The following is a 23701-nucleotide window of genomic DNA, read 5'->3' on the forward strand; positions in this document are numbered from 1 at the left end:
CGAAGACCACTCCGACCCGGATTTTGGACGCGCGACGGCCGGGTGTCGATGGACATCGCGCCGGCCGCCTCAGCGCAACCCCCACACAAGGCTGACCGGCGACATGGGAACCGGACCAACGCCCCGGTCCGGTTCGGGATGGCCTCAGGATGCCCGGTCGCGAGCAAGCCGAGAGATTGTGGAGCAACATCGTCGATCTCGGCGCGAGGCGGCTGATCGCCCTCGGGCTGGTCGGCCTGCTGGTGTTTCTGGGCGTCGGCATCGGCGCGTATTACCTGAGCCGCCCGGCGCAGGAGATGCTCTATACGGGGCTGTCGCGCGAGGATGTCGGCCGCATCGGCGGCGTGCTCAAGGACAACGGCATCCCGTTCGACGTGTCGGCGGACGGCTCGGCCGTGCTGGTCTCCTACGGCCACACCGCGCAGGCCCGGATGCTGCTCGCCGAAAAGGGCCTGCCGCAGAGTTCCAAGTCCGGCTACGAGCTGTTCAACGATCTCGGCTCGCTCGGCATGACCTCGTTCATGCAGGAGGTGACCCGCGTCCGCGCGCTCGAAGGCGAGATCGCCCGCACGATCCAGGGCATGAAGGGCGTGCGCGCCGCCCGCGTCCACCTCGTGCTCCCCGACCGCGGCTCGTTCCGCCGCGATCAGCAGCCGGCCTCGGCCTCCGTGGTGGTGCGCACCGAGCCCGCCGACGACGTGTCGGGCGCGCAGGCCATCCGCCATCTCGTGGCCTCCGCCATCCCCGGCATGAAGCCCGACCGCGTCACCGTGATCGGCTCCGAGGGCACGGTGCTGCTCGCCGGCGACGATTCGACCACCGCGCCGACCGGCAAGATGGCGACGCTGGAAAAGTCGGTCAGCCGCGAGATGCAGGACAACATCCGCCGCACGCTCTCGCCCTATCTCGGCGTCGGCAACTTCGAGGTCAGCGTCGCGACGCAGCTCAACACCGACAAGACGAGCACCAACGAGACGATCTACAACCCCGACCAGCGCGTCGAGCGCTCGGTCCGCTCGGTCCGCGAGAGCGAGAACGCGCAGAACCGCGCCAGCCAGCGCCCGACCAGCGCCCAGGAGAACCTGCCCGACCAGCGCGCCCGCTCGGACGGCAACGACCAGTCGAGCAACGAGACCTCGAAGAAGGAGGATCTCACCAATTACGAGATCTCGCAGAAGACCGTGCAGACGGTGAGCGACGGCTACGCCATCCGCCGCCTCTCGGTCGCCGTGCTGGTCAACCGCTCGCGGCTGACCGCGCTCGCCGGCCCCGACGACAAGGCCGCGCTGGAAAAGCAGATCGCCGAGATCGAGGAACTGGTCGGCTCGGCCGCGGGCTTCAGCAAGGAGCGCGGCGACACGATCAAGGTCGCGGCGGTCGGCTTCGTCAACGACGGCCAGCCGCTGGAGCCGGTGCCGCCGCTCTCCGTCACCGACGTGCTGATGAAGCAGTCCGGCACGCTCATCAACGCCGCCACGATCCTCGTCGTCGCCGCCCTTCTGATCTGGTTCGGCCTCAGGCCCGCGTTGCGCTCGATCCTGGCCGTGCCGGAGGCGCAGCAGGCCGAGATCGCCGCGCTCAACGCCCCCGAGGGCGCGCCCGCGCTCGCCGCCGGGGCGGCGGCTGCGGCGGCGCAGCAGATCGGGTCGGCGGGCGGCGCCATGGACGGCGCACCCGCGCTCGCCGCCCCCGGCACGGTCGCGACTGCGGCCACGGGCGAGCCCCAGAAACTCATGGCGCCTGGCATGGCCGGCCTGATGGAGGAGTTGGAGGACAAGGCGGCCCGCTCGCCGCAGAAGCGGCTGGAGCAGCTCATCGACATCGACGAGGAGCAGGTCGCCGCCGTCCTCAAGCGCTGGCTGATGCGTGAGGAGCCGGCGTGATGGAGGGCCTGATCGCCCGGCTCCTGCCCGAGATCGGACAGGCGCCCCCGGCCGCCGCGGGCGCGCCGGATTTCGACGGGAACTGGTTCCGCCCCGCGTCGCGCGCCAAGCCGCAGGCCGCCGCGCCCGCTCCGGTCGCGATGCCGGCCGCCCCGATGGCGCCCGTGTCCGAGATCGTGACCCCGGGCGCCATTGGAGGCCCCGCCTTCGCCCCCGTGGGCCTCGCGCCGGCCCCGGTTCGGCCGGCGGAGGATCGCGCGGCGCTGATCGCCGCGGCCGAGGCGCGCGGGCACGAGGCCGGTCGCGCCGAGGCGCTGGCCGAGGCGGAAGAACGGCTCGCGCAGGAGCGCGCCGCCTTCGAGACGCGCTTGGCCGACGCCCGCCGCACCTGGGCCGAGACCGAGGGCACGGTGCTGGCCGGCCAGCTCGCTTCGGCCTTCGCCGGGCTCGACGCCGCCCTGTCGGAGCGCGTCGCCCGGCTGCTGGCCCCGGTCCTGAACCAGGCCCTGCGGCGGCAGGCGGTCGAGGCCCTGTCCCACGCGGTGACGCGCCTGCTCGCCGAACCGCAGCCGGCGGCGATCTCCATCACCGGCCCGGAGGACCTGATCGCGGCGCTGTCCGGGCGGCTGTCCGGCCTGTCGGCGGCGGTCGCCTTCACGGCCGCGGACGTGACCGAGGTCACCGTGAGCGCGGGCGAGACCGTGATCGAGACCGAATTGTCGGCCTGGGGCCGGCTGATCGCCGACGCCGTGGCGGGGGCGTGAGATGTCCGAGCACCAAGAGATCATCATCATCAAGCGCCACGGCGACCACGAGGACGGTCACCACGGCGGCGCCTGGAAGATCGCGCTCGCCGACTTCATGACGGCGATGATGGCTTTGTTCCTCGTGATGTGGCTGATCAACTCGACCAGCAAGGAGCAGAAGCAGACCATCGCCGAGTACTTCAACCCGGTGAAGCTCGCCGAGGTCACGCACGACCGTAAGGGCGTCAACGACCCGCAGGACGTGCCGAACGATCCCGCGCCGGACGGCAAGGGCAAGGGGGAGAGCGAGGGCGAAGGCAAGGGCGGCGCCGCGGGCGCGCCCGGCAGCCGCGCGCGCGAATCCGCCCTCTTCCAGGACCCCTACGCCGTGCTGGCCAAGCTCGCGGCGGATGTCGAGGGCGCGCCCGAGGCCGCGAGCCCCGACGCCTCCGCGCTCGAATCCGGCCAGCCGGGCATCACCGGCGGCGAGATCAGCCGCGATCCGTTCGATCCGCTCTACTGGCAGGTCGCCCCCCTGCCGCGCCGCCGCACCGAGACGCCGGGCGCCCTCGACACCGGCGCGGCGGCCCCGTCCGAGACGCGCCTCGACGCCAAGGGGCAATCCGGCGCAGCGCCCGTCAAAGAGGCGGCGAAGGAGACACCGAAGGAGCCTTCGAAGGACGCGGCCAAGGACGCCGCGAAGAAGGAGGCCGCGCGCCAGAGCCTGCACGAGGCGATGAAGGCGGCGGGCGTGCGCCTCGCCTCCGCCGAGCCGATGCCGGTCGTGAAGGAACCCGAGCCGAAGCCGGCCGAAGCCCCGGCGCCCGTCGAGGCCAAGCTGCCCGAGCCCAAGCCCGTCGAGGCGAAGGCCCCCGACGCCAAGCCGGCCGAGATCAAGCCGGTGGCGAAAGAGCCGGCGCAGGAGGCCAAGGCGGCAGAGACTGCGGCGATGGCGGAGCTGAAGGCCGAGATTGCCAGGGCGGTGCAGCCGCTGGCGACCGCGAGCCCGGCCCCGAACGTCGAGGTGCGCCGCACCGGCGAGGGCATCCTCATCAGCATCACCGACGAGATCAATTTCAGCATGTTCGGGATCGGCTCGGCCGAGCCGACGCCGAAGGTGGTCAAGGCCCTGGAGCGCATCGCCAATGTGATCAACGCGCGCCCCGGAAAGATCGTCCTGCGCGGCCATACCGACGGGCGGCCGTTCAAGTCCGAGACCTACGACAACTGGCGCCTGTCCTCGGCACGCGCGCAGATGGCCTCCTACATGCTCGTGCGCGGCGGCGTCGACGAGGCCCGCGTCGAGCGGATCGAGGGCTACGCCGACCGCCAGCCCCGCGTGCCCGCCGACCCGAAGGCAGCGGAGAACCGCCGCATCGAGATTCTGCTGCGGGGGCTGCCGGAATGATGCGGTGGACTTCTGCTCGCTATCAGCCTCACGCGCCAAAAACCGCGTTGCGCGCCTCCCCTCTCCCCTCCGCGGGAGAGGGTGGCCCCCGAAGGGGGTCGGATGAGGGGCTGGCTCCGCACTTTCCGGCAGCGTCGCTCCCCTCTCCCGCCCGCTCCGCGGGCACCCTCCCCCGCAGAGGGGGGAGGGTTTTGGTGGCGCTCCTCGCACTCGGTCTCGTCGTACCCGCTATGGCAGCGGATCACGGCGGCGGCCATGCCGCCGCGCCCGCAGCGGATTCCCACGCCGCCCCGGCGGACGACCACGGCGGGCATGGCGGCCACGGCGCGCCGGCCAAACCCATCGAACCGCTGCCGGTGACCCCGCACGGGCTGCCGGTGGAACTCGTGCGCACGCTCCAACTGCTGCAGGACCGCATCGCCCGCGGCTCGACCCAGGCCCACCTCGCCCAGCGCCAACTCCTCGTCCACATCGAGCAGAAGCTGACCGAACTCGACCCCGAGACCTGGGCCGCGCCGGAGAACGTGCGCGCCGCCGTCACCTTCGCGCTCGCGGGCGGCGGGCCGGGGGCGCTGCGCCGCGTCATCGCCACCGGCAAAGTGCCGGAGGCGGAGGTGATGCTGGCGCAGGGCGCGCTCGACTTCCTCCAGGGCCGCGAGAGGGAGGCCCGCGCCCGCCTTGCCGGTCTCGACGCGCGGACGTTTCCGGCGGGGCTCGCGGGCCAGCTCGCGCTGACCCAATCGGCGCTGCTGGTGCGCGAGGCGCCGGTGCGATCCCTCGAACTCCTAGACCTCGCCCGCCTGCTGTCGCCGGGCACGCTGGTCGAGGAGGGCGCGCTGCGCCGCCAGATCTTCGTGGTGGCGCAGGGGGGTGATGCCGCGCGCTTCGAGGCGCTGTCGATCCAGTACCTGCGCCGGTTCCGCCGCTCGGTCTACGCCGGCAACTTCCGCCAGCGCTTCGCCGCGGCGCTGACCCGGCTCGACTTCGACAGCGACCGCACCCGCATCGTCAGCCTGGAGCGGATGCTCGACGAGATCGAGCCGGAGAGCCGGCGCGACCTCTACCTCCTCGTCGCCCGCGCTGGGCTGGAGCAGGGCCGGCGCGAGACGGCCCTGTTCGCCGCCGAGCGCGCCGCGGGGCTTGCCGGCCCGGACACCCGTGCCGCCGCCCAGGCCCGGCTCTATCGCGGCGCGGCGCTGATCGTTGCCGAGGGCCGGTTCGAGGAGGCCACCGACGCCCTGCGCGGCCTCGACCGCGCCGCCTTCACGGACGCCGACGCCGAACTCCTGGACTCCGCCCTTTCCGCCGCCGGCCAGATCCGCGGACCCCTGCCGAGCCCGACGCCGACGCCCGCCGAGGCGAGCGCCCGCCGTGCCGTGCCGGAGGCCCCGGCCATCGGCCGCGCCCGCGAGGCCCTGGCCCGCGCCGAGCGGGCGCTGGAACCGTAACCGAAACCCGTTGGACGCCTTTTGGAGCCCCGATCCCGCGTGATGACGCCCCTCGACACCCTGACGCTCCTGCGCCCCAAGGCCGAGGCCGGCCGCGCGCCGACGGGCGACGAGGCCGGCCCGCGCGCGGCCCCCGGCTTCGAGGCGATGCTGGAAGCGTTCGAGGCACGCCCCGCCCCCGCGGAGGCCGGCGCCGAGGGCGAGGAGGCCGCGCCGTTTCCCATGCCGGCCGATCCCCGCTCCGGCGAGACCCCCGCCGACGAATCCGGCGCCTCCCTGCGCGACCTGATGGCGCTCGCCACGCCCGTCCCGGCGGCCCCCGCCCCGGCCCTTTCGCCAGCCCTTGCACCGGAGGCCGCCCTGTCGGCGATCGTGCAGCGCGCCGCCGCCCGCGCGGGCGTCCCCGCCGCCGAGGCTCCCGCGCCCGCGCCGCGCATGACCCTCGTCGGCATCGAGACGCATTTCGCGCCGGTCCAGACCCGCGCCGTGCCGGGTGCCGCGGCCGAGCAGAGCGCGGCGTTCGCGGTCCCGGATCGGGCACCGGCCGCCCCCACCGCTTCCGCGCAGACGCCCAACGCCGCGCTCCGGCCCGATGCGCGCCCCGTCGTCCCGGCCTCGCCCGCTGCCCCGCCGCAGGTGACGATGCCCGGCCCGGCCGTGCATGCCGGCCTCACGGCGCATGGCGGATCACCGACGCCCGCCGTCCCACCGGTGCAGGGACAGATGGCATCCTCAGCGTCACCGGCAGCCGAGCCCCCGGCCGCATTGCGGGCGACGCCGGCCGCGGCGCCGTCCGCTCCCGCGACCCGTCAGGCGCCCCTCGAGGCAACGGCGATGCCGCCCTCCCCCCGTATCGCGACCACGGCGTCGCGTCCGGCGGTGGCACCTGCGCTGCCCGAAACCCGGCCCGTCGCGACCGAGACGCCCCCCGGACCGGATGCCGAGAGACCGGTCCAGACGCTCGCGACGCCATCCGCTCCGGTCGCGGCTCCGACCCCCGCCCCCGTCCCGCCGTCCGCGCCGCGCCCGCTCGCCGTGGCCGCGGCGGTCGAAGCGCCGCCCGTGACGGCAGCCGCCGACCGGGACGGAGCGGCCGATCCGCACGCAGCCCCGGCGACGGCGCCTTCCGATCCTGTCGCCGCGCCCGCGACGGAGGCGGCTGACGCGCAGCCGGCCGGCCCGTCGCCCGCCCGGCGCGCGGCGTCCCCGGCCACGGTGTCCGGGGCGATCACGGAGGATCGCTCCGCCCCGCCTCCGGCCGCGACGGTCGAGGTGCGTTCGACGGTCGTCGCCAACGATCCGGCGGTCGAGGCCCGATTCACGTCTTCCGTCACCGCATCGGCGCCCCTTACGGAAGCCGCCGCGGGCGATCCGGCAGTGACCGCACCATCCGCCCTCGCGGCCGCCGTACCCGCGGACACGGCTCCGCCGTCAGCGCCGGTCACCACCGGATCGCCCGTGCGCGCTTCGGTGGAGGGCACAGTCGCAGCCGCTATCACCGCCTCGGTTGCGGCCGAGCCGCAGGCCGCGCCCCCGCACGCCGTCGCGCCGCTGCCGGCGGCCCTCCCGGCCGGCACGGTGGATGCTCCTGTTTCCGCGCAGCCGCACGCCGATGCCCAGCCCGGCCCGGGCGAGGCCCCGCACGTCGCGGCCACCGCGTCCGCCACCGCGTCAGCCGTCGCTTCGGCGGCCCCGCGGGCGGCGCGTGGCGAGGCGCAGCGCCCGCTCGACGAGGCGGCGCCCGTGCCGGACGCGCGTTCCGACGAGACGCCACGGACGGCCCCCCGCGCCGGTCAAGCAGCGACCGTGCCGGTCCAGACCGGCGCCGCGCACCGTGCGGCCGGCGAGCGGCAGGCTGCGGTGCAGGCGAGCCTGCCGGGCCGCGCCCCCCTGCCGGCCGGCGACGCGGGGCCGGCCCCGCAGGCCTCGGACACCGCCGCCCCGCCGGCCCTGCCCACGAGCGTGGAAGCAGAACGGGCCGGCGCCCCGCTTCGCGCGGGCGACGCGCCGGATGCGGTGACCGACGATGCGCCGTCTCCCGTCCGGACCGAGGCGGGGGCGATGCCCGCCGTCGCGCCGGCGCGGGCCGAAACCGGCGTGGCGCCGCAGCGGGTGGAGCAGCCGGCGCGTGTTTCGCCCGCGCGGGTCGAGACGGCCCCCGCCTCGGAGCGGCGCCCGGAGGAAAGCCCGGTCGCGGCCGAGGCTCCGGCCGAGCCGCGCGCCCCGGAGGCCCCCGCGCCCGCGGCCCCGGTGACGGCGACGCCCGTCGGCCATCCGGGGCCGGCCTCGCCGCTGCGCCAGATCGTCGATGCGGTGAGCGCGCAGTTCCCGCCCGCGCCGCCCGCGGCGCCGGTGCGGACCGCCGTGCCGAGCGAGGCCGGGCCGCTGCGCATCCTGACGCTTCAGCTGCATCCGGCCGATCTCGGCACCGTGCTGGTGCGGATGCGGCTGCAGGACGGGCGGCTGGAGATGAACCTGCGCACCGGCCGCGAGGACACCGCCGAGCGCCTGCGCCGGGAGGGCGGCGCGCTGTCCGAGCTGCTGCGCGAGGCCGGCTACGCGCCGCAATCGCTCACCATCGAGGCGGGCGGCGGCCTCGGCACCGCGCCGGAGCGGGGCGCCCCGCAGAATTTTTCCGCAGGCCTTCAGAACGGACAATCGGGCGGGGCTTCGGCCGACCAGCCGCCGGGCCGGCGCCCGTCCCGCGAGGGACCGGAGCCCGCGCCCCGCGCCAAGGAACAGGACCATGACGGCACGTCTTCCGCTCTTCCTCGCAGCGATCTCTATCTCTAGCGCGGCGCTGGCCGCGACCAGCGTGCCGCCGATGTCCGGAAGCCCCCGCAACGCCACCGCCTCGGAGGGGCCGGACGGGAACGCGCGGGCGGGCTCGAACGTCTGCGAGCAGCAGATGGCGCGGGCCGCCGCCCGCTACGGCGTGCCGCTCGGCATGCTCTACGCGGTGGGGCTGACCGAGAGCGGCAAGCGCGGCTCGCTCCAGCCCTACGCCATGAACATCGGCGGGCGGGCCTATTTCGGCACCGGTCCGGCGGACGTGATCGCGCGGCTGGGGCAGGCGCAGCGCGAAGGCGTGCGGCTGGTCGATCTCGGCTGCATGCAGATCAACCACCACTATCACCGCGAAAAGTTCGCGTCGCTGGAGGCGATGATCGACCCGGCCCAGAACGTCGAGTACGCGACCCGCTTCCTCAAGGAGCTGCGCGACCGCGAGGGCAGCTGGACGCTGGCGGTCGCCCGCTACCACGCCGGGCCGAACAACAACCCGGCCCAGAAAGTCTATGTCTGCCGCGTCATCGCCAACATGGTCGCGACGGGTTTCGGGAACTGGACGCCGGGGGCGAAGGCGTTCTGTCAGCCGGGATAGGCGGGCTTCGACGAGCGATTATGACGCGAGCGCCGAAACTCCCCACCGTCATTCCGGGGCTCGCCGCAGGCGAGAACCCGGAATCCACCCGTGATGCACGGCCCATCACAGCGTCGTGCCCAGTCGTGGATTCCGGGTTCCGCTGCGCGGCCCCGGAATGACGGGGGAGGATGGAAGTCGAGGCGGTCAACTCGCAGGTTGCCCGGCGCTCACCCGTTATAGGTGTAGCCCATATACCGCTTCGCCTCGATCGGGTCGTGGCCCAGGCGCTCGCTGAGCTTCTTGCGCAGCTTGCTCACGTGGCCCTCGATCACGCTCTCCTCGACGCCGTTGCTGTAGACGCCGTAGACCACGTTGAAGACCTGCGTCTTGGTGAGCCGGCGCCCGCGGTTGCGCACGAGGTATTCGAGGATGTGGCGCTCGCGCCGCGGCAGGGAGAGCGGCACGCCGTCGATCTCGGGGTCGCGCCCGTCGTGGAACACCTTGAGGCGCTCCGCTGTCGGCGCGGATTCGGCGGGGGCCGGCAGCGCGCCGTTGACCCGGCGCCAGATCGCCTCGGAGCGGGCCAGTATCTCGCGGACATGGACGGGCTTCGGGAGCACGTCGTCGATGCCGGCATCGAGCAACTGCACCGTCTGCTCCAGCGAGCGCAGATCGGCCAGCGCGATGATCGGCGCGCGGGAATGGCGGCGGATCGAGGTGGCGCATTTGGCGCGTTCCTCGAAGTCGCCGAGCAGGAAGCCCTGCACCGCGTCGAGATCGCTCTGCGAGGCCGCCTCGATCCAGCTCAGGAACTCGTCCGGCAGCAGGCCGAAGGAGGAGACGCCCTCCCGCTCGAAACTGGCCTTGTACCCCTCGTTCACCGCTTCCCGTGGATCGACCAGGAAATACATCGACGGCTCTTTCCCCACACCCGGCGGGAGAGGACCCGGCCGGTGGCCACCGGACGCGCGTGCACCCCTGATGCCGGAGCCCACGCGCACCCTCGATTCGCGACCGCCCCATCCATCTCGCACCGCAACAGAGTGGTCAATTCCATTGCGCGATATTTAATTTCCGAACGCGAATGTTGCGCATCGGCCCATGCGAGTGGTGCATTCATACCACGATCAGGCGCATGAACCAATAGTTTGTTAACTTTTAGGAGTTTTGTCGAGGATACCGATCTATCCGGGCTTTTTTGCGGATTTCCGCCGCCCAGCTCAGGCGTGGCCGACGCGGGCCTGGGCGAGCGCGGTGGCGAAGCCGTCGAGGCAGAGCGCGGCGGCGTCCTCGGCGACGATGCGCTGGATCGCGACGCCCGCGAACATCTCGTCCAGTACGAGCTTGAAGAACACCGTCAGCGGCTGGGCCGAGAATTCGAGGTCCAGCACGACCTGCATGGAGCGGCCGAAATCGAGGCACACGTCGGCCCCGTCGGCATAGGTCAGCACCGAGTCCTTGAAGAACAGCTCGGCCGAGGACGCCACCACGTCGGCGATGTTGCCGTGGTGCTGGCCGCGGATCCAGCCGATCAGCACCCCGCCGTCGACGAGGCAGAGCTCGCCGATGAAGTCGCGCAGCGCATTGGCAAAGATCTCCTCCGCGGCGGCGATGCCGGGGGGCAGGCCGGGAAGGCTGGGCGAGAGGGGAGCGGCCTGAGCGGTCATCGGGCTCTCGCGAACAGGAAGAACAGGATCTGCGCCACGGCGCGGTAGAACTCCGCCGGAATCGTCTGATCGACCTGCACAGCATCGTACAGCGATCTTGCGAGAGGCTTGTCCTCGATCACGGCGATGCCTTTTTCCTCGGCAATCGCGCGAATACGTAATGCAATCAGGTCCTGACCCTTGGCCAGCACCAGCGGCGCCGGGTTCTCGCTCGGCTCGTAGCGCAGGGCGATGGCGAAGTGGGTCGGGTTGGCGATCACGACGGTGGCGCGATCGACGTTGGCGAGCATCTTGTTGCGGGCGCGGTCCTGGGCGAGCGAGCGCAGGCGGGCCTTCACGGAGGGGTCGCCCTCGGACTGCTTGTGCTCGTCCTTGATGTCCTGGCGCGACATCCGCAGCGAGCGCTGCCAACGGATGCGCGACCAGACGAGATCGCCCGCCACGATCACGATGATGGCGATCGCCACCGCCGAGACGAGGCGGATCGAGACGGTCAGGATCAGTTCTGGCAGCTGGCTCGGATCGACGAACATGGCATTGACGGCTCTTGTCCGCTCCGAGCGAAGGAGCAGGAGGGCGACCACACTGACCGACAGGAATTTAACGACGGATTTCAGGAACTCGACTTGACCCTGCAACCCGAAGATTCGCGACAATCCGGCCACCGGCGAGACCCGTGACCATTTCGGCGTGATCCGGTCGCCGACGAAGCGTGGCAGATTCTGCAGCAGCGAGGCCGCGAGACTGCATACGCACAGCAGCACGAGGAACGGCAGCAGGAACCGGCCGGTCGCGAGCGCCACCCCATGCAGCAGCATCGTCGCGTCCTCGCCGGTCTCCAGGCGAAAGCCGCGCGGCTCGTCGAAGAGCGGCGACAGGCTTTGCGTGAGCTGCGCCGCCTGTCCGCGGGCGAAGAAGGCGAGCGCCAAGAGGAAGCCGAGGATCGAGGCGAAGACCGGCGCCTCGCGCGAGAACGGGATGTCGCCCTTCTCGATCGCGTCGCGGACCCGCTTCTCGGTCGCGGCTTCTGTCTTGCTCTCCTTGTCGGTGTCCTCCGCCACGCCTCAGCCCTTTCGGGCCGAAGGCGGCGGGGCTGAACTCAGCAGGGCTGAGCGCCCCGAACGATGGCGAGCCCGACTCGCCATCGTTCGCCCGCGCGACGGCGCGGCGGCGGTCGTCCGCCGGGCGTCTCGATCCCGGCACGGGATCGAGACAACTAAAAAAAACCAATCACCGGATGAGGGCTTCATCCTCGCCTCCCGGATTGATCTCGATCTCGCCGCGGCCGGCCATCTCCATGGCGGTGTCGGTGATGGAGCGACGCGCCTCCATGACGTCGCGCTGCGCCGCGGGCTCGCCGCCGTTGAGTTCGTGCTCGACCATGCGGCGCACGCGGGCCGACAGCGCCGAGAGCACGGTGCCGCGGAACTCGGCGTCGGTGCCCTTGAGCGCCAGCACGAGGCGGTCGTTCGGCACGGCGTCGAACAGGGTGGTGCGGGCGCGCGGCGCCAGCTTGACGATGTCGTCGAAGGTGAACAGCAGACCTTTCAGGATCTCGACCGATTTCGGCCGCGACTCGCCGAGGCTGGTGAGCACGTCGTCCATCTGATGGCGCTCCATCTTGTTGATGATGTCGGCCATCTTGGCGTGGGTGTCGGCGCCGGAATTGCGGGCGCCGTTGATCATGAAGTCCTCGTGCAGCGTCTTCTCGATGCTGAGCAGCACCTCGTCGACGATGGGCTTGAAGCTCAGCATCCGCCGCATCACGGTGTTGCGGGTCGGCGCGGGCAGGTGGCCCATCACCTTGGCGGCGGTGGCGGGCTTGACCTTGGACAGGATCAGCGCCGCCGTCTGCGGGTGCTCCTTGACGAGGTAGCTCGCCAGCACGCTCTCCTGCACCGTGCCGAGGCGCTCCCACACCGAGCGGGTGGCGTTGCCGCGCACCTCGGACAGGATGTCGGCGATCTGGTCGGCGGGCAGCAGCCCGGACAGCAGTTTTTCGACCTCGTTGGCCGTGCCGACGAGGCTGTTGCCGGCCTTGAACTCCTCGGCGAAGTGCTCGACCACCGCGTCGAGCTGGTCGGGGCTGACCGCGCCGAGCTGCGAGGCCGAGCGGGTGATGCGCTTCAGCTCGTCCGGCTCGAAATACTTGATCAGCCGCCCGGCGGCCGGCTTGCCCATGGCGAGCAGCAGCGCGGCGACCTGATCGGTCGGATCGAGCCGTCGGGCCATGGCGCGGCCCGGTGCGGGAGCGGGAACGGGGCTCGCGGACATCCTCACCCTGTCGGAGTGCTAGAGCACGAAGCGGAAAGGGTGAGACTAGCCGTTCTGATCGGAGCCGGAAGGCCCGACCACCTCGGTGAGCGAGATTCCGAAGCGGGAATTGTCCTCCTCGACGATGACGATCTCGCCGCGGGCGATGACGCGGCCGTTGACCATCACGTCCACCGGCTCGCCGACCCGGTGGTCGAGGGGCACGACGGCGCCGCGCCCGAGCTTCATCAGGTTGGCCACCGGCATCGTCGCCGAGCCCAGCACCACTTGCATCAGCACCGGGATGCGCAGGATCGAATCGAGGTTGCGGCCCTCGCCGATCAGCGTGTCGGCGGCGGTCTCGGTGTCGGGGAACGGGCTGCTCATCGCGGGTCGACTCGTGAGGGACTGCGGGCCCGGTCTAGCCGCCGTGGCTGACGCGAGGCTGTCGCCGCGCGGCTATCTCAGCCCCTCCAGCATCGCCTCGATCGCGGCTCGCGCCGCGGCCACGGCCTCGGCGTCCCGCCCGCGCACGACGATGCGATTGCGAAACCCCTCCGCCGTCATCGAAGGGTAGGAGCCGATCGACACGCCGCCATGCGCCGCCGCGAGGGTGCCAAGCGCGCCCGCGAAATTGCCCTCGGGAATGTTGCCGGCCTCGATCGTCTCCGAGATGACCGGCGCGTTCGAGGTCAGCGTCGGGCGGATTTCGTCGAGCATGGCGTTCATGATCTGCGGCACGCCCGCCATCACGTGGACGTTGCCGATCCGAAAACCCGGCGCCTTCGAGATCGGGTTGGCGATGAGGTCGGCGCCCTCCGGGATGCGGGCCATGCGAAGCCGCGCCTCGTTGAGGTCCTCCGGGCGGTGACGCTCCAGCAGCATGGCGCGCGCCCGCTCATCCACGTCGATGCCGACCCCGAAGGCCTTCGCCACGCTGTCGGCGGTGATGTCGTCGTGGGTCGGGCCGATGCCGCCGGAGGTGAAGAGGTAGGTGTAGCGGGCCCTGAGCTCGTTCACGGCGGTGACGATCTCGTCCATCACGTCGGGGACGATGCGCACCTCGCGCAGATCGATGCCGATCTCGGTCAGCACGTCGGCGATGGCGCCGATGTTCTTGTCCTTGGTGCGCCCCGACAGGATCTCGTCGCCGATGATCAGGATCGCGGCGGTGATTTCTTGCGATTTTTCGGATTCTTGGGACATGCGGCCTCGGCGGCGAATTCGGCCCTGGAAGCTAGAGCGCGGATCGGTTTAGGCGAAGCCGCCGCGTCCGTCCCGCGCGGTGTGACGGGTGCGACCGATGCGCTTTCCCTCGGAACTGACCGAAGGCCGCCTCGTGCGGCGCTACAAGCGCTTCCTCGCCGACGTGACGCTGGCGGACGGGCGCCTCGTCACCGCGCACTGCGCCAACCCGGGGGCGATGCTCGGGCTCAATGCTGAGGGCGCGCGGGTGCTGCTCTCGACCTCGACCAACCCGTCGCGAAAACTGCCCTATTCCTGGGAGCTGGTGGAGGCGGACCTGCCCGGCGGCCCGCAATGGGTCGGCATCAACACCGCCCGCCCCAACGCCCTGGTGGCGGAGGCGTTTCACGAAGGACGCCTCGCGCCGCTCACGGGCTACGAGTCGCTGCGCCCCGAAGTCGCCTACGGTAAGGCGAGCCGCGTCGATTTCCTGGCGACCGGCGGCGGCCTGCCGCCCTGCCACGTCGAGGTGAAGAATTGCCACCTGATGCGCCACCCCGGCCTCGCCGAGTTCCCCGACTGCAAGGCCGCCCGCTCGGCCCGCCACATGGAGGAACTGGCCAACGTGGTGCGAGAGGGCGGCCGGGCGATGCTGATCGTGGTGATCCAGATGCGGGCGGACCGGTTCGACGTGGCGCGCGACATCGATCCGGGGTTCGATCGGGCGTTTCGGGGGGCGCTGGACGCGGGGGTCGAGGCGTATGCGTATCGGTGTGATGTTGGGGTGGAGGGGGTGGTGATTGCGGAGGGGGTGCCGATCGTCGGCGGTATCCGAACTTGAGGGATATTCTGTCGGGGTGCGTCCGCTCACGACTCTTAGCGGACCGTTCGTAAGTCAGGATCTATGCAAGCACTTAGTTAATCGGCTGCCTGCATTTACGATTAGATGACTCTAATTATTTACAACAAGAGCATCTACTACTTCACAGTCAACGGCGCCTAAATCGCGACGCACAGAGGTTCTTATATCGTTAATCTGCCTCTGACTTTTTGCTTTGAAATCTATATAGAAAGTTGTTTTAAGTGTGCCTATTTCTTCTCCATAAGATCGGAACATACGGCAGATAATATGGATATCTTTCACGTCCTTGTTTCCATTATTGTATACAGTGAGATTGAATGAAAACGACTGAGTAGAGCCTGTCTGCTGTAGACCGGATCTGCTCAATTTTATTTCTTTCTTTAGGTACTGGCGTTTAGTATCCAAAGCGTGCCGGGCTTCTGGAGTTACTTCTTCATCTCGGAAAAAATATTTCGGATTGTATAGCCATCCATAGCCCACAAGGAATACGACAGCCGCCGCTACCCCCCCCCTGTTCGGCCGTGCCATCGCCCTCATCGTCATCCCACGATCGCTTGTGCATCCACGATGTAAGCAAGGACCACCAAATAGCTGCTTTCCACCCCGAGCAGACTTTGCAAGTCCAAGTGATGGACTGAGAAGTGGCCCGCCCTCACCCCACCCGCTCGAACACCAAATTCAACCGCGTCCGCGCAACCCGCCGATAGCCATACCCCTCCAGCAACGCCGGCAGATCCATCTGCCACTGCTCGGTTCCGTTCTCGACGATCAGCAGCGCCGGCCGCAGGCTTTCCGGCGCCTCGCGAAAGAACGGCTCGAGGATCAGATCCTCGGCGCCCTCGACGTCGAGCTTGATCGCGTCGATGCGGGCGATGCCTTCCGAGCGGCACAGGCTGAGCAGGGTCACCGACGGCACGCGGATCGCGGCGCTCTTGTGAGTGCCGACGATCTTCACGCTTGATTCGCCGCGGTTGCGCGGATCGATGAACAGCGTCAGCTCGCCGGCCCGGTCGGCGACCGCGCAGGCGATGGCCTTGATCGTGCCGAACGGGTTCTGGGCGATGTTGTAGGTCAGACGGTCGAACACGTCGGGCTGCGGCTCGACCGCGAGGATGCGGGCGCGCGGGCCGGTGAGCGCCGCCACGAACAGCGCGTAGGCGCCGATATTGGCGCCGACATCGAGGAACACCGCGTCGTCCTTCAGGCGCGCCTTCAGGATCGCCCGCTCTTCGGAGTCGAAGAACTGCGGCGTGAACAACACCTTCTTCTCGCAATTGTTGTTGTAGGGGTGCAGCCGCATCCGCGCGCCGTAGCGCTCGACATCGAGCGGTTGTCCGCCGAGCAGCGAGATCGCGATCCGGCGCAGCAGCATCGCCATCCGCCGACCGCGCCAGGAATGCTCGTCGAGCGTCTGCGTCCGCTGCGCGATCCGGGCGACGAGCCCGGTCGGGGCGTAGGTGCCGTAGGGCTGGGAATCCTTCATCGTGCCCGCCTGATGCCAGCCGATTGGGGCCGCGGCAAGTCGTGTCGAAATGACGGCCGTTTCTCGAAGCCGCTCAGCGGCTTCGCGGCGCGAAGAGCGCCGCGCGCAGCGGGCCTCGGCGACAGCCGAGGCGTCGAGCGGAGCGGAAGCCTAAGCCCGCGGAGGCGGGCGCCGGCGATTGAGGCCTAGAAAGGAGAATCGATGATGCTGAAGCCTTTGACATTCCGAGGGGCCAAGCTGCATGTCGGTGCCATGCAGACCTTCGATTCCGATGGCGTTGAGATCGCCTTCATCGACGTGCCGGCCAAAGGGGGGACGGGTGACCCGATCCTGCTGATCCACGGCTTCGCCTCGAACCACGCGGTGAACTGGGTCAACACGCTGTGGGTCAAGTTCCTGTCGGAGGCCGGCTACCGGGTCATCGCGCTGGACAACCGCGGCCACGGCCAGAGCGAGAAGCTGTACGCGCCGAAGGCCTACGGCGCCGACCTGATGGCAGGCGACGGCCTGCGCCTGCTGCGCCATCTCGGCCTCCCTCGCGCCGACGTGATGGGCTACTCGATGGGCGCGCGCATCGCCGCCTATCTCGCCCTCGACTATCCCGACGCCGTGCGCTCGCTGCTGATCGGGGGCCTCGGCTTCCATCTGGTGGACGGGCGCGGCCTGCCGCAGGGCATCGCCGAGGCGCTGGAGGCCCCCGCCGGCACGCCCGCGCCGAACCCAACCGCGGCCTCGTTCCGGATGTTCGCCGAGCAGACCAAGAGCGACCTGAAGGCGCTCGCCGCCTGCATCCGCTGCTCGCGCCAGACCCTTTCGCGGGCCGAGTTGTCGGCCATCGACACCCCGACCCTGGTCTCGGTCGGCACGCTCGACACGGTGGCGGGTTCGGGCAGCGAACTCGCCCGGCTGATGCCCAACGCCCGCGCCCTCGACCTGCCGGGCCGCGACCATTCCACCGCAGTGGGCGACAAGCTGCACCGGCAGGGCGTGCTGGAGTTTTTGGCGCAGCGGCCCTGAAGGACATCGACCGCCCATGAAAAAACCGGCGGCCGTGCTCGGGCCGCCGGTGCGAATCGGTCTCGGAATAAACGCCTCTTACGCGCGCAGGCGCGTCGGGCGGCTCTTGTCGCGGGCGGCGCGGGCGGCCTGCTCGACGGTGCGGAACAGGGTGCCGTCGAGGCCGTCGAAGCGCGGCTCGGACGAGAAGAACCGCACGCCGCCGCGCTCCGGGACGGCGATGCCGGCGGTGAGGTCGCCGATCTCGATCACGCGCGTGGGCGGGCCGTCCCCGGCGGAGAGGATGTCGGCATAGGGCTGGACACGGGTCATAACGGGGTGAACTCCTGCGGCCTCCTTGGGGCCGGTTGTCGGGGCAGCGTTCGTTGCGGGGCTCCTAGCCCACCAACATGACCGCCCGACAACACGCTCGCCCCCGTCCGGCCCCGCCGCCGACAAGTCTGGAAGTTTTCAGATGCGAAACATCGTTCAAGGCAAGTCCTCCTGATTGGCGAGGACCACGAAGCGAAATGCTCCGTGATGCATTAGCGTTTGATAACGCGGCGCAAGCGTGCCATGACAAATCACCGCGGTGCGGAGACGACCGCACACCCCGAAGATGAGCGTTCAGGCCTTCACCGTCAACGGAATGTTCTTTCGAAGATCAGCTTGACAGGGAAAGAACACGCCGGGTTTCGGGGCGAATCCGACGTGTCTTGCCTGTAGGGCCCGAGGCTTAGCCCGCGGCGACGATCCGCCCGAGATCGGCATGGGCCGTGAAGACGCACGCCGCGCCCGCGTCCGACAAATCCCGCCCGGTCCGGTCGTGGCCCCAATGGCCGCCGCCGGTGAAGCCCGCGACCCGCATCCCCGCGGCGCGGGCCGCCTGCACGCCCGGCACGCTGTCCTCGATCACGAGGCACGTGGCGGGCGCCGCCCCCATCCGGGCGGCGGCATGCAGGAAGAGGTCCGGGAACGGCTTTCCGCGCGCCACCTCGGCCGAGGAGAAGATGCGCCCGTCGAAGTACGGCAGCAGGCCGGTGAGCGTGAGCGAGCAGCGCAGCCGCACCGGATCGCTGCTGGAGGCGACGCAGAACGGCAGTCGGAACGCGGCGAGCGCCTCGGCGATGCCGGCCATGGCCGAGAGTTCGGCCTCGAACGCGCGCAGCGTCTCGGCCTTCACCCGCTCGGAAAATCCCTCGGGCGGCCTGATGCCGTCCTCGTCCGCGACCCGCTGCATGATCGAGACCATGGAAGTACCGGCATAGCGCGCCCGCACGGTCTCGATATCGATCGCCAGACCGATCTGGTTGAGCCCGCGGGTGAGCACGCCGAGGCTGATCGGCTCGCTGTCCACCAGCACGCCGTCGCAGTCGAAAATCACCAGGGCGGGAGGGGAATGCGGGTCCGTCATCGGGCACGGGCTCTCGCACGGGCGCGGCAGTGCTGCAACGCGGCGGAGAGCCGTCCTCGCAGAAGGAACGGCCGTAAGGCCGGGCGCGAAGAGCGCCCCGCTTGAGCGGCCTCGGCGTAAGCCGAGGCGTCGAGCGGAGCGAACAGCCAAAGCTGCGGACGCGGCTGCCGGCGCTTGAGGCCGAGCAGGAATCCGCGGCTGCCGGCGCTTGAGGCCAGCGACGAAGAAACTTGCCAGCGGCGCTGGCCTCGGCCTAGTCAGGCGGCCAAGCGCGGCGGCTCGAGCCCGCGCGAGGTCGGACATGCTGCGAAACGTCGCCCGCTTCCTCGGATTGCCGTTCTTCAGCCGCGCGATCGGGCTCGTGGTCATGGCGGGGGGCTTCGTGCAGCTCTGCTACGACGGAGCGCGCTCCATCGCCAACAACGGCCTGCGCATCACCACCGTCGCCGACTGGATCCACGCCCTGCCGCAGGATCGCACCGCGGCGCTCGGCCAGACGGTGGAAAGGATCGCGCCCTGGGCCGACGCGGTGCTGCTGGCGCCGCTCGGCCTCGTGCCGGCCTCGCTGTTCGCGCTGGGCGTCGGCGCCGTGCTGATCTGGCTCGGCCAGCCGCCGCGGGAGCCGATCGGGTTTCTGACGGGGCCGTGAGACTGGCGGAGGATCGAGACTGCAACAATGTTGCGGCCTGCCTTGAAAAACGCCCATCTCGGCGGGCACGGTCGGGGCGCTCGCCGAACCCTGCCCCTCATCCGGACGAACCGACGCGCATGACGCTGCCCCGCCTGTCCCTCTCCACCCTTGTCGTCCCCTTGGTCGTCCTGGCGTCCCTCGGGCCGGCCGCCGCGCAGGATCGCGGCAGCGTCAACCCGAAGCCGCTGCCGCCGCTGGCCAACCCGGACGATCCCTCGACGCCGGCGAAAGCCCTGTTCGGGCGCGTGACGGGGCCGACCGGCGGCCAGCCGCAATCCTTCGGCTCCTACGCCAAGGGCTGTTTTTCCGGCGGCGAGGCGCTGGCGATGGACGGGTCGAACTGGCAGGTGATGCGCCCCTCGCGCAACCGGATGTGGGGCGTGCCGCATCTCGTGAACTTCATCGAGCGGCTGGCCGCCCAGGCGCCGCGGACCGGCTGGCCGGGCCTCCTCGTCGGCGATATGTCGCAGCCCCGCGGCGGGCCGATGCTGACCGGCCACGCCTCGCACCAGCTCGGCCTCGACGTCGATGTCTGGCTGACCCCGATGCCGGGCCACCGCATGAGCCGGGCGGAGCGCGAGGAGACCTCGGCGACGAACGTGGTGCGCCCCGACCGCCTCGACATCGACCCCCAGGTCTGGACGCCGCAGCACACGGCGCTGATCCGCATGACGGCGCGCCAGCCGGAAGTCGCGCGCATCTTCGTCAACCCGGCGATCAAGCGGGCGCTGTGCCGCGAGGCGGGCGGGGATCGCGGCTGGCTCACCAAGGTGCGCCCGATGTACGGGCACAACTATCACTACCATATTCGCCTCGCCTGCCCCGGCGGCGAGGCGGCGTGCGACGACCAGGCCCCGCCGCCGCCCGGCGACGGCTGCGGCGCGGAACTCGACTACTGGTTCAGCCCGGCGATCCTGAACCCGCCCAAGCCCAAGACTCCGCCCAAGCCGCGCCCTCCGATGACGCTGGCCGGGTTGCCGGACGCGTGCCGGGCGGTGCTGCACGCGCGGTAGGCGGCAGAAAAGAGCACTTTTCCTCGCCCGGGAAGGAGATCGGAGGCGGGGGCAAAATGAGGCGCAGACAGTGCCTGGCACATCACCGTTTACCCTTATCATTCGAATCAAATTTGTGGTTGAGCCGTCCTCAGGAAAGAGATAGAAATAAAATCATTTAATAAGGCATGCAATCTGCAGCAAGCATGCTTCGCAAGAGGGGGATGTCAGTATTCTACAAAATATGAATAACTTTTTACTATTACTAATTTACATGTAAGAATGGGGGACATGAATGCCAAATAAACCTACGTTTATAGATTTTACAGATGAAGATCGAGAAGCTTTTATTTCAGAAATTGGGCAAGAGGTCGAAAGAGGTTCCGATCGTGCCGTAGTTCTGCTTGGTGCGGCCATGGTTGATGAGGTTCTCAAAAGAACGCTGAGACAATTTTTCGCCGATGTAAGCAGCACGGAGGAACTTCTAGAAGGCGGACCTAGCGCTCCTCTCGGCAGTTTTTCTGCGAGAATTAAAATAGCTGAGGCACTTGGACTAATCGCACCGGCAGAAGCAAAGATTATGGACTCGATACGCACAATCAGAAATGATTACGCGCATAGACTTGCCGGTGAAATCGATACTGCGGCCGTTTCAGACAAATTAGCGAGCAGGCGTGCGACGATAAATAAGTGGATTGCAGAAGCTAAGGTCTCCATAGCTGAAGAAGACAACTTTGGAATGGCATATGCTAAAATGTGCATTTCCGCAATATTGTTTCTTGTAAAAAGATTTTCTTGGATCGACCGCATAAAACGACCCACAAGACCGGAGATGGTCTTAATAAAATCAAAAACAACAAAAAACGAATAATGCACATGATCTGGTGGCACGAATTAATGAACTAAAATCAAGATATATATACAATACCGACGCCAATAGATAAATTATGCAACAACCGTGCGTTAAGAAAAATAGTCAATTATTATTGCGCCACAAATTGCACAATTACTTAGCGGCGATGCCGGTCCCGACCGGGCAGGACACGCCGGTGCCACCGAGCCCGCAATAGCCGCCGGGGTTCTTGGCCAGGTATTGCTGGTGGTATTCCTCGGCGAAGTAGAACGCACCGAGTGGCTCGATCTCGGTGGTGATCGGCCCGTAGCCGCGGGCCTGGAGGGCGGGGGCGTAGGCGTCGCGCACGGTCCGCGCGGTCTCGGCCTGAGCCTCGTCCGCGGTGTAGATGCCCGAGCGGTACTGCGTGCCGACATCGTTGCCCTGGCGATACCCTTGCGTCGGGTCGTGACTCTCGAAGAACACCTTGAGGAGTTCGGCGAGCGGCAGCACGGCGGGGTCGTAGGCCACCAGCACGACTTCGTTGTGGCCGGTGCCGCCGGTGCAGACCTCCTCGTAGGTCGGGTTCGGCGTGTAGCCGCCGGCGTAACCCACCGCCGTCACGTGGACGCCGCGGGGCAGCTGCCAGAACTTGCGCTCGGCGCCCCAGAAGCAGCCGAGCCCGAGCACGATGGTCTCGATGCCCAGCGGATAGGGCCCCTTCAGCGGATTGCCGTTGACGAAATGGGCTTGCGCCGTCGGCAGCGGCGTGGGGCGGCCCGGCAGGGCCTCGGAGGGGGCGGGCATCTCGGGGCGCTTGCGGAAGAACAGCATGGGGCTTCCCTCGATCGTGACGGTGCGGTGACGGGGATTCGTGTCGCGAGACGACTTCCCCTGATATGGTCATGCCCCCGCGCTTTGACGACGGCCCCGGCGGGACCGATTCGGGGCGCGGCGACACGGGAGCGTGCAGGAGCGGATGGGGCCCGACGACGACTGGCAGCCGACCGAGCGGGTGCGCGCCGGCCTCCACCGATCCGGCAAGGGCGACCCGTTCGCCGCCGCCGTGCGGGCGACCCGCATGGCGATGATCATCACCGACCCGCGCCGGCCCGACAACCCGATCGTCTTCGCCAACGACGCGTTCCTGGCGCTCACCGGCTACACCCGGCACGAAGTGACGGGGCGCAACTGCCGCTTCCTGCAAGGGCCGGAGACCGACGCCAACGAGGTCGCGCGGGTGCGCGACGCGATCACCGCCGAGCAGGACATCCACGCCGAACTGCTGAACTACCGCAAGGACGGCAGCGCCTTCCACAACGCGCTGTTCCTCAGCCCCGTCCACGACGAGGACGGCACGCTCCTGTTCTTCTTCGCCTCGCAGCTCGACGTGAGCGACCGCTACGCGCTGCGCGACGAGCGCGACCGCACGCGCGCGGCGCTCGATGCCAACGCGCAGCTGCTGCGCGAGGTCGGGCACCGCGCCCGCAACGACCTGCAGATGATCAGCGCGATGCTGGTGCACCAGAGCGGCGACAGCACCGATCCGGCGGTGCGGACGGCGCTCGCCGTCGCGATCGGCCGCATCGATGCACTCGCCGCGCTCTATCGGATGCCGCAGGGCGAGCACGAGGCCCGCGACCTCGCCGAGCTGGCCCGCGAGGTCGCCGGGACGCTCGTCGAGGCGACCGGGCGCGACGACGTGGCGCTGACCCTCGACCTCGCGCCGATCCCGATCCGGGCCGACGCCGCCGGCCCGCTGGCGCTGATCCTCAGCGAGAGCGTCTCCGACGCGCTCCGCCACGCCTTCCCGGACCGGCCGGGCCGGCTCACCGTGCGTCTCGCGCGGGACGACGCGGCGGTGATGCTCGACGTCGCCGACGACGGGATCGGATTGCCGGAGCCGGCAGGGGGCCACGCGGCGACCGGCCGGGGCTTGGTCGACATCCTCGTGCGCCAGCTCGACGGCACGCGCCGCACCGAGCCGGCGCCGTCGGGCGGCACGCGGATCGTGTTCCGCTTCCCGCCGGGGCGGATCACGTCATAGCTAGCAGTTGCGGTCCTTGAGCGGGTCCGGCTTGCGCCCGTCCGGCAGGATCTCGGCGACGTGCTGGTGCACCATCGCGGCGGAGAACGGCTTGCCGATGAAGCGGGCCCCCTCCGGCATGTCGCCCGGCTCCGGCGCGACGTTGCCGGAGGCGATGACGATCGAGATGTGCGGCCACCGCGCGGCGGTCTCGCGCGCCAGGGCGAAGCCGTTGCGCGTTCCGGGCATCTGCACGTCGCTGAACAGCAGCACGATGCAGGCCTGCTCGCGCTCCAGCAGCGCGATGGCCTTGTCGCCGTCGTCGGCCTCGAACGTCCGGAACCCGGCATCGGCCAGGATATCCGCCGCATCCATGCGGATCAGTCCGTCGTCATCGACGACGAGGGCGTAGGGGGCTGGCGCTTCGGGCTGGGTGCTCATGAACGACACA

24 protein-coding genes are annotated in these 23701 nt (G+C 69.6%); 12 read left to right on the forward strand and 12 right to left on the reverse strand.

Annotated features, from left to right (window positions below; genetic code table 11):
• The first annotated feature begins 149 nt into the window (after positions 1 to 149).
• The 6 genes from fliF to AAHG03_RS14010 all read left to right on the forward strand — a co-directional run bounded on the left by fliF (position 150) and on the right by AAHG03_RS14010 (position 8867).
• Complete coding sequence (gene fliF / locus AAHG03_RS13985) at positions 150 to 1883, forward strand: flagellar basal-body MS-ring/collar protein FliF (RefSeq protein ID WP_342151285.1); 1734 nt, start codon at positions 150 to 152, stop codon at positions 1881 to 1883.
• Positions 1883 to 2647, forward strand: a complete 765-nt coding sequence (locus tag AAHG03_RS13990; protein ID WP_342151286.1) for a hypothetical protein — start codon at positions 1883 to 1885, stop codon at positions 2645 to 2647. Before fliF ends, AAHG03_RS13990 begins: the two co-directional genes overlap by 1 nt.
• A 1-nt stretch (position 2648) precedes the next feature.
• Positions 2649 to 4037, forward strand: a complete 1389-nt coding sequence (locus AAHG03_RS13995) for a MotB family protein (RefSeq protein WP_342151287.1) — start codon at positions 2649 to 2651, stop codon at positions 4035 to 4037.
• Between the two features lie 191 nt (positions 4038 to 4228).
• Positions 4229 to 5485, forward strand: a complete 1257-nt coding sequence (locus AAHG03_RS14000) for a chemotaxis protein MotC (protein WP_342151288.1) — start codon at positions 4229 to 4231, stop codon at positions 5483 to 5485.
• A 42-nt stretch (positions 5486 to 5527) separates the two neighbouring features.
• A complete protein-coding gene (fliK, locus tag AAHG03_RS14005) occupies positions 5528 to 8278 on the forward strand; it encodes a flagellar hook-length control protein FliK (RefSeq protein WP_342151289.1) in 2751 nt (916 codons plus the stop codon).
• Positions 8279 to 8309: 31 nt separating this feature from the next.
• Positions 8310 to 8867, forward strand: a complete 558-nt coding sequence (locus AAHG03_RS14010) for a transglycosylase SLT domain-containing protein (RefSeq protein ID WP_342151290.1) — start codon at positions 8310 to 8312, stop codon at positions 8865 to 8867.
• 209 nt (positions 8868 to 9076) lie between these two features.
• Here the strand turns inward: AAHG03_RS14010 and AAHG03_RS14015 are convergent, their stop codons facing one another.
• The 6 genes from AAHG03_RS14015 to AAHG03_RS14040 form a co-directional block, all read right to left on the reverse strand.
• Positions 9077 to 9760, reverse strand: a complete 684-nt coding sequence (locus AAHG03_RS14015) for a response regulator transcription factor (protein ID WP_342151291.1) — start codon at positions 9758 to 9760, stop codon at positions 9077 to 9079.
• A gap of 309 nt (positions 9761 to 10069) precedes the next feature.
• On the reverse strand, positions 10070 to 10516 hold the full coding sequence (locus tag AAHG03_RS14020) for a hypothetical protein (RefSeq protein ID WP_342151292.1): 447 nt from the start codon (positions 10514 to 10516) through the stop codon (positions 10070 to 10072).
• Positions 10513 to 11577, reverse strand: coding sequence for a flagellar biosynthesis protein FlhB (gene flhB, locus AAHG03_RS14025; protein WP_342151293.1), 1065 nt, complete (start codon positions 11575 to 11577; stop codon positions 10513 to 10515). The genes AAHG03_RS14020 and flhB overlap by 4 nt, the downstream gene beginning before the upstream one ends.
• Positions 11578 to 11746: 169 nt before the next feature.
• Positions 11747 to 12790 carry a flagellar motor switch protein FliG gene (locus AAHG03_RS14030; RefSeq protein WP_342151294.1) on the reverse strand — a complete coding sequence of 348 codons (1044 nt, stop codon included), beginning with the start codon at positions 12788 to 12790 and terminating at the stop codon, positions 11747 to 11749.
• Between the two features lie 45 nt (positions 12791 to 12835).
• Positions 12836 to 13156, reverse strand: coding sequence for a flagellar motor switch protein FliN (fliN, locus tag AAHG03_RS14035; RefSeq protein ID WP_056244556.1), 321 nt, complete (start codon positions 13154 to 13156; stop codon positions 12836 to 12838).
• Positions 13157 to 13228: 72 nt separating this feature from the next.
• Positions 13229 to 13975: a competence/damage-inducible protein A gene (locus AAHG03_RS14040; RefSeq protein WP_342151295.1), complete on the reverse strand. Its 747-nt coding sequence runs from the start codon at positions 13973 to 13975 to the stop codon at positions 13229 to 13231.
• A 97-nt stretch (positions 13976 to 14072) separates the two neighbouring features.
• Between AAHG03_RS14040 and sfsA the strand changes: the two genes are divergently transcribed.
• Positions 14073 to 14795: a DNA/RNA nuclease SfsA gene (sfsA, locus tag AAHG03_RS14045; RefSeq protein WP_342151296.1), complete on the forward strand. Its 723-nt coding sequence runs from the start codon at positions 14073 to 14075 to the stop codon at positions 14793 to 14795.
• Positions 14796 to 14906: 111 nt separating this feature from the next.
• On the opposite strand, the gene AAHG03_RS14050 is transcribed toward sfsA, so the two are convergent.
• Both AAHG03_RS14050 and AAHG03_RS14055 read right to left on the reverse strand, forming a co-directional pair.
• The gene (locus AAHG03_RS14050; RefSeq protein ID WP_342151297.1) at positions 14907 to 15344 is read right to left on the reverse strand and encodes a hypothetical protein; all 438 of its coding nucleotides are present in this window, start codon (positions 15342 to 15344) and stop codon (positions 14907 to 14909) included.
• Positions 15345 to 15468: 124 nt separating this feature from the next.
• Positions 15469 to 16299, reverse strand: coding sequence for an FkbM family methyltransferase (locus AAHG03_RS14055; protein ID WP_342151298.1), 831 nt, complete (start codon positions 16297 to 16299; stop codon positions 15469 to 15471).
• Between the two features lie 252 nt (positions 16300 to 16551).
• Between AAHG03_RS14055 and AAHG03_RS14060 the strand changes: the two genes are divergently transcribed.
• Positions 16552 to 17316 (forward strand): alpha/beta fold hydrolase, encoded by a 765-nt coding sequence (locus AAHG03_RS14060; protein WP_342151460.1) that lies wholly within the window; start codon positions 16552 to 16554, stop codon positions 17314 to 17316.
• Between the two features lie 78 nt (positions 17317 to 17394).
• On the opposite strand, the gene AAHG03_RS14065 is transcribed toward AAHG03_RS14060, so the two are convergent.
• Complete coding sequence (locus AAHG03_RS14065) at positions 17395 to 17628, reverse strand: hypothetical protein (protein WP_342151299.1); 234 nt, start codon at positions 17626 to 17628, stop codon at positions 17395 to 17397.
• Positions 17629 to 18031: 403 nt separating this feature from the next.
• Entirely contained in the window at positions 18032 to 18709 is a 678-nt protein-coding gene (locus AAHG03_RS14070) for an HAD family hydrolase (protein ID WP_342151300.1), read from the reverse strand.
• A 301-nt stretch (positions 18710 to 19010) separates the two neighbouring features.
• Between AAHG03_RS14070 and AAHG03_RS14075 the strand changes: the two genes are divergently transcribed.
• The 3 genes from AAHG03_RS14075 to AAHG03_RS14085 all read left to right on the forward strand — a co-directional run bounded on the left by AAHG03_RS14075 (position 19011) and on the right by AAHG03_RS14085 (position 21263).
• Positions 19011 to 19358: a PetM family of cytochrome b6f complex subunit 7 gene (locus AAHG03_RS14075; RefSeq protein ID WP_342151301.1), complete on the forward strand. Its 348-nt coding sequence runs from the start codon at positions 19011 to 19013 to the stop codon at positions 19356 to 19358.
• 119 nt (positions 19359 to 19477) lie between these two features.
• On the forward strand, positions 19478 to 20413 hold the full coding sequence (gene mepA, locus AAHG03_RS14080) for a penicillin-insensitive murein endopeptidase (RefSeq protein ID WP_342151302.1): 936 nt from the start codon (positions 19478 to 19480) through the stop codon (positions 20411 to 20413).
• A 274-nt stretch (positions 20414 to 20687) separates the two neighbouring features.
• Entirely contained in the window at positions 20688 to 21263 is a 576-nt protein-coding gene (locus AAHG03_RS14085) for a DUF4145 domain-containing protein (RefSeq protein WP_342151303.1), read from the forward strand.
• Positions 21264 to 21398: 135 nt separating this feature from the next.
• Here the strand turns inward: AAHG03_RS14085 and msrA are convergent, their stop codons facing one another.
• Positions 21399 to 22058, reverse strand: coding sequence for a peptide-methionine (S)-S-oxide reductase MsrA (gene msrA, locus AAHG03_RS14090; protein ID WP_342151304.1), 660 nt, complete (start codon positions 22056 to 22058; stop codon positions 21399 to 21401).
• A gap of 145 nt (positions 22059 to 22203) precedes the next feature.
• On the opposite strand from msrA, the gene AAHG03_RS14095 reads away from it, so the two are divergent.
• The gene (locus AAHG03_RS14095; RefSeq protein WP_342151305.1) at positions 22204 to 23271 is read left to right on the forward strand and encodes a PAS domain-containing protein; all 1068 of its coding nucleotides are present in this window, start codon (positions 22204 to 22206) and stop codon (positions 23269 to 23271) included.
• On the opposite strand, the gene AAHG03_RS14100 is transcribed toward AAHG03_RS14095, so the two are convergent.
• Positions 23272 to 23691, reverse strand: coding sequence for a response regulator (locus tag AAHG03_RS14100; RefSeq protein WP_342151306.1), 420 nt, complete (start codon positions 23689 to 23691; stop codon positions 23272 to 23274).
• Positions 23692 to 23701 lie beyond the last annotated feature (10 nt).

It is taken from the genome of Methylorubrum subtropicum, assembly GCF_038442325.1.
In the GTDB taxonomy this organism is placed as follows: Bacteria; Pseudomonadota; Alphaproteobacteria; order Rhizobiales; family Beijerinckiaceae; genus Methylobacterium; species Methylobacterium subtropicum.